Annotated in this window: 5 protein-coding genes; 1 reads left to right on the top strand and 4 read right to left on the bottom strand. The window is 44.0% G+C overall.

Annotation, left to right across the window (positions count from 1 at the left end; genetic code table 11):
• Positions 1-241: 241 nt before the first annotated feature.
• Complete coding sequence (locus F6K46_RS37965; protein ID WP_293068094.1) at positions 242-487, top strand: hypothetical protein; 246 nt, start codon at positions 242-244, stop codon at positions 485-487.
• 128 nt (positions 488-615) lie between these two features.
• Here F6K46_RS37965 and F6K46_RS37960 read toward each other — a convergent pair whose 3' ends face one another.
• From F6K46_RS37960 to F6K46_RS37945, 4 genes are all read right to left on the bottom strand, one after another.
• The gene (locus F6K46_RS37960; protein WP_293068097.1) at positions 616-3,039 is read right to left on the bottom strand and encodes an AAA family ATPase; all 2,424 of its coding nucleotides are present in this window, start codon (positions 3,037-3,039) and stop codon (positions 616-618) included.
• Positions 3,040-3,238: 199 nt separating this feature from the next.
• Positions 3,239-4,525 carry an ATP-binding protein gene (locus F6K46_RS37955; RefSeq protein WP_293068100.1) on the bottom strand — a complete coding sequence of 429 codons (1,287 nt, stop codon included), beginning with the start codon at positions 4,523-4,525 and terminating at the stop codon, positions 3,239-3,241.
• 29 nt (positions 4,526-4,554) lie between these two features.
• Entirely contained in the window at positions 4,555-4,758 is a 204-nt protein-coding gene (locus F6K46_RS37950) for a hypothetical protein (protein ID WP_149030994.1), read from the bottom strand.
• Positions 4,759-4,869: 111 nt separating this feature from the next.
• Complete coding sequence (locus F6K46_RS37945; RefSeq protein ID WP_293118013.1) at positions 4,870-5,034, bottom strand: hypothetical protein; 165 nt, start codon at positions 5,032-5,034, stop codon at positions 4,870-4,872.
• Positions 5,035-5,210 lie beyond the last annotated feature (176 nt).

Below are 5,210 nucleotides of genomic sequence, written 5' to 3'. Positions count from 1 at the left end.
GTCAGGCATAGCACAAGTTGTGAAGAGTACAATAGGGTAAGCTGAGCATCGAGTAGGTAAGCAGTTCATCCTTCTATTTTACCATTATCAGCAGCTGCTCAAGTATTTCTGCCGCGCTGCACTAGGATGTGCCCAAGCTGGACTCGACATTGTAGAAGCGGCTGCCAAAACCAAGGAACTGGATTTTCTATACAATGCTTTTGAGTCCCTCAACGGGGAATTCACTCGCTGCCAAACAGCTATGATCCAAGCAGCAAAAGCGGATTCTCAGACGTTTGAACAACGGCTACAACTGAGGACTTGGGCAATTAACTTAGCCGGAAGATGTGCTCAAGCAGCGGTGACTGTGTCTAGTGGTGCTGCTAACTACAAACACCATCCTGCCCAGCGAGTCTATCGGGAAGCTTTGGTATTCACTGTATCTGGTCAAACCACCGCTATCATGGAGGGAAGTCTGGCTCGGTTGGTAAATGTTTCTTGTGGGTGAATCCTCCCTAAGCATTCAGCATAAGCGCTACGCGCACGCTACGCGAACAGCTATCAGCTAATGCATCCCATCCAAATAGACCAAGCCATCAGTATCAACAGTCCTTGCTCGACATCCCTGCACCGTTGCTAAATATTTTGGAAAATATGTCTAGTTTGACTTTCAAACTCCTTGGTAAAGGTTTCAGTATCAGGTAACTTCCCAGTTCTTAATTCTCTAAATAGCAAAGAACCAGCAATTTGTAAGAGCGCCGGATGTCCACCAGCCCTGTCTTTAATGACATCCCGTAATGCTGGTGTGATGGGAATACTTGCCATTAATTGCTCCACTTCAGTTTCCGTTAATGGCTTCAGGGATTGAAACAGATAATGGTTGTACCAGGGAGAACTATTGGGATTGAGGGGAGGATCAAGTTCATTGAGAGGGCGAAGTGAGGTGACAATCATTGATAAATATCTCCTCTCCCGAGAGTGATAGGCAATACTGCTACACTCAGTGACAAAGATTTCCATGTCAGCTTGAGTATAGTGCGGGTTTTCTCGCAAAGCGGCATCATAGTCATCTACTAGCAACACCAAGAACTTGTTTCGTTTTCCAAGCTTCCCCAATACTTGGCGCATAACCCTGGCAGTTGCTTTTCCGTGGTCGAGCAATGTTTCGATCTCTGCCTGAAGGTCTGGCTCACCGTCCAATTCCTCTTTGAGCAGACTAAAGACTTCCTGCCAAAACCCGGAAGCTGTAAACGGTTGGATACTTTCGCAACTGAGTAGCACCATCAAAGCCTGTGATGGGTCTTGTCCATACTCTTTCCAAACGTCCGGAGAAGCCAGGAGTTCCAGGAAAGAGGTCTTACCCATCCCTGGACCACCCCAAATGGCTAAGTTACTGCGGTTCGAGATTTGATTAAAACCAGCCAGAATTTCTGATTGTCGTCCCACAAAACGGTCTGGGGGAACTGGTGCGCCTACAACGAAAGGATTGTTTAATTTGTTATAGAATTGATAAGCTTGTTGATTTTCTGGCTCTATCCTTAGCACTTGGTCAAATTGCCGCCTGGCTAGGATCACTTCCCCTACTTCCATGAGGTGTTGTCCATAACCTAAATGCGATCGCACTAATCCATCCTGATTCCGGACTGGATTAACTTGGTATGCTCGCTGATAGCATTCCACTGCTTTATCAAATACGTCACCTTCCAAATATATCCTTGCTATCTTGAATAAAGCACTAAAGTGATTGGGATTGGCTTTCAAAATCTGTTCATAGGGTTTCACCCTATGGGATACATCCCCCTGATCACTCCGTTCCATTGCTTTTTTATAATTAGCCTTAGCCTCTGGATCGAGGTCTTCCAATTCAAATATCTCTCGCCGCAATGGGTAACGTTTGACTAACCAACGGCGGACTAATTCGATTTCTACCTTGTCGGATTTTCCGTTGTAGGATGAACCTTTATCAGTTATTTCTAGAACTCCCAAGAAACCTGATTCAACTAGTTTTTCCCTAGCTTCCCTCAAAGACTTGGTGATAGTAACGCCATACTCTTCCAGTAAACTCAACGGGTCTTGCACAACCTGATTAGGATTTCTTTCAGCTTTTTTTTGAGCCTCTGCTACTGCGGAAAATATCACTCGTTCAGGAATCGGTAATCCATCCCGAAACCAGGTTAATCCTCCTTCACCAATTTCAATGGCATCATCAACAATTCTGGTGACATCATCACGAGTTACCTGCCACTTTTGTTCAGCTCTAGCTTGAGCAAACACTGCATGACATACGACCTGAGTGAAATAGGGATGACCTGATGTTAATGCTAATATAGCATCGATTGCCTTCGAGTCATAGGTCAAAGACCCCTTAGCTGGTTCAGTAATTAACTCTGTGGCACTTCGTTCACTGAGCAAGCCAACTTTTTGGCTAGGAGCACCTTTAAATAATCCCAGCAACTTGGGCATATCATCCAGTTGCCGTCCTATAAACGGAATAATAAATAATCGCTGTTCCTGTTTAAGCAGAGATTTTAAATAAGGGAAAAACGTTTCAGATGATGACTCTTTTGATGGCTCTGAGGTAGAATATTCACTACTCAACACATCAAATTCATCTAGCAACAACACCAGCTTTTTATACCCTAATTCTTGATAGACTTTTGATAAAAAGCTATCAAGAAAACGATTCGGATTGGTTTCTAATTCCGTAATGGTTGGTAACTTAGTATGATCAGACTTTAGCTGGAGTTGATTAATAATAGCTTGTCCTAAACTGTAGAGAACACGACTAAGGGGTAACTGACTTTTGTCCTGTAGGTCAAACTGAACAAACACAAAGTCATTTTGCCCAACAAAATTGGGAATTTGTTTAAGTACAGTGGATTTACCAATACGTCGTTGACCATGGAACAAAATTACCTGTACGCCCTGGCGGAGGTTATCCTCAATCAAGTCAAACTTTTTGCGTCTACCGAAAAACAATTCCGGTTCAGAGATGGGACGACCAACAATATAAGGATTTCTTCTAATATAAGGATTTTTCCGAACAGTTGCACTAGTCATGTTGGTTTTAGCCTCAGTTACATTGTAAGCTATCAGCTATTAGCTATTAGCATTCAGCCAAGACCTGTAGCTGTTTGAGCCGGTGGTGCGTTACGGGACGGGCTGTCCCAACCAGGGACTATGAGGCGCAAAACCAGGGCAAGCCCTTCCCTAACCCACCCTACGCCTATCACCACAAGCTCGGGATAGCAAACTGAGTTTATCGGCCTATTGCTCCTTTTGGAAGAGCAGCTGACACTTTTCCAATCCATTCTAGGATAGATGGCACCTGGTCTTTATTATTCCATAACCAACGAATGGCTGTGGTTACTTTTTCTGCTTGCTTTGAACTCATCACATTCAGAAATACCTTCTTTCGTTGTTCTAGTTCAGTTTCATTACTATTCTGGATTTTTTTAACCACCCACCACTCCATAATGGAAGAGGCAAAGGAATAATTGATCTTATCTTCCGTGTATTGACGTTTAATTACTCCTTGTCCCACTAGAGCATCTAATTCTAGCTCCTGCTGACTGAAAATGTTATCAATATTACTGATATCGTAGCGCTGATTACGCAATCGACCCTTGAGTTCAGACAGGGCAATTAGCATTAACAACGTTTGCTCGATGGGATTAGATAATTCCCACATCTGTTGAAAGATATGTAGGGTTGTATTTTGGAACTCTTGGGCAAAGGTAACAGGGTCGAGGTCTCCTCCAGATCGTAACTCTTGGTAAAGCAGATAACCGGCATTCTGTAGCAAGACCGGGTGTCCATCAGCAATCTCTTTAATACCATCCCGCAACGCCGGTGTCATCGGCATCCCAAATAGCAGAGTATCTACTTCATTCTTGGTAAATGGCTTAAGTTGTCGAAACAGATAGTGATTGTACCACGGGGATTTATCTGGAGTGAGACTCGGCCCAAGTTCATTAAGACGGCGAGAGGAGGTGACAATCATGGAGAGGTATTGCCTTTCCTCAGCAAAATAGGCTACGCTGCGACACTCACTTAGAAAGGCTTCCATGTCAGCTTCAGTGTAGGTTTCATGAGTGCGAAAAACAGCATCATAATCATCCGCTAGCAACACTAAGAATTTGTTGTGTGCTCCCAGCTTACCCAAGACTTTTCGGAAATCTTCAGCAGTGCTTTTTCCGTCTTGCAGGAATCTATCGATATCTGCTTGCAGGCCAGGATTGCTGTCGAGTTTAGTTTTAATCAAGCTTAAGACCTTTCCCCAGAAGCCAGACCCTGTGAAGGGATGAATACTGAGGCAATTTAATAACACAATCACTGCTTGGGATGGGTCGGTCTGGTGTATTCGCCAGATTTCCGGCCAAGTGAGTAATTCCAGAAAGGAAGACTTTCCAATGCCCGGACCTCCCCACACTGATAGGTTACTGCGATGGGAGATTTGATCAAAAGCGGTTTCAATCAAAGCGGTTCGTCCCACAAAACGCTCTGGGGGAACTGGCTTACCGACAATGAAGGGATTGTTTGGCATTGGAAGTAAGTTAGTGATTCAATCAGTAATTATTTAAGCAGTGTGGAACAGGGAATCGGGAATAGGGGGAATAGTATGGGCAGAGTATGGGGAGTTTGGGGAGTGCGGGCGGTTTGGGGAGTGCGTCGAATGTACGAAGTGTGGGCAGTGTAGGGATGAGGGGGAGTGTGGAGAGGGAAGAAGTTGTTTTCGATTAAGATTAGGTTGGTATCTTTAAGTACATTTTTGTTCATTTTTCTCGTACTTCCTGCTCTGTTAACAACAACGATTTTGGGAAACGTTTATGACTGGATTTAACTCTGATCGAACTATTTTCAGTATAGTGCAGTTCTCAATTGTGTGAGTTAATTTGCTCCTGGGTTGATGGGAGTGGGGAGTGGGGAGTGGGGAGTGGGGAGTCGGGAGTGGGGAGTGGGGAGTGGGGAGTGGGGAGTCGGGAGTGGGGAGTCGGGAGTCGGGAGTCGGGAGTCGGGAAAAATTCTGTGTAGCTTATTACTATGATAACCCAAAAAGACCTGAAATTATGAAGATATAGGGTTTCATACCTCGAAAATTTGAGGGTGCATCTCAGTTTTGCAAAAATACCAAAATCATGATATCATGATATTATTAATGATAAATAGTTTCTAATAATTACTAAAACTCATGAACTTGAGTCCGGAAGAAAAGCAAGAGCTAAAAGAAC

Origin of the sequence: Moorena sp. SIO3E8 (genome assembly GCF_010692445.1) — a bacterium.
Lineage (GTDB): Bacteria > Cyanobacteriota > Cyanobacteriia > Cyanobacteriales > Coleofasciculaceae > Moorena > Moorena bouillonii.
The sequence above is the reverse complement of the archived record's forward strand: the minus strand, read 5'-3'. Positions and strand labels throughout refer to the sequence as shown.

Bases quoted from the DNA above. Each gene is read 5' to 3' on its own strand.
- F6K46_RS37965 (WP_293068094.1), top strand. From the start codon at position 242: ATGATCCAAGCAGCAAAAGCGGATTCTCAGACGTTTGAACAACGGCTA.
- F6K46_RS37960 (WP_293068097.1), bottom strand. From the start codon at position 3,039: ATGACTAGTGCAACTGTTCGGAAAAATCCTTATATTAGAAGAAATCCT.
- F6K46_RS37955 (WP_293068100.1), bottom strand. From the start codon at position 4,525: ATGCCAAACAATCCCTTCATTGTCGGTAAGCCAGTTCCCCCAGAGCGT.
- F6K46_RS37950 (WP_149030994.1), bottom strand. From the start codon at position 4,758: ATGAACAAAAATGTACTTAAAGATACCAACCTAATCTTAATCGAAAAC.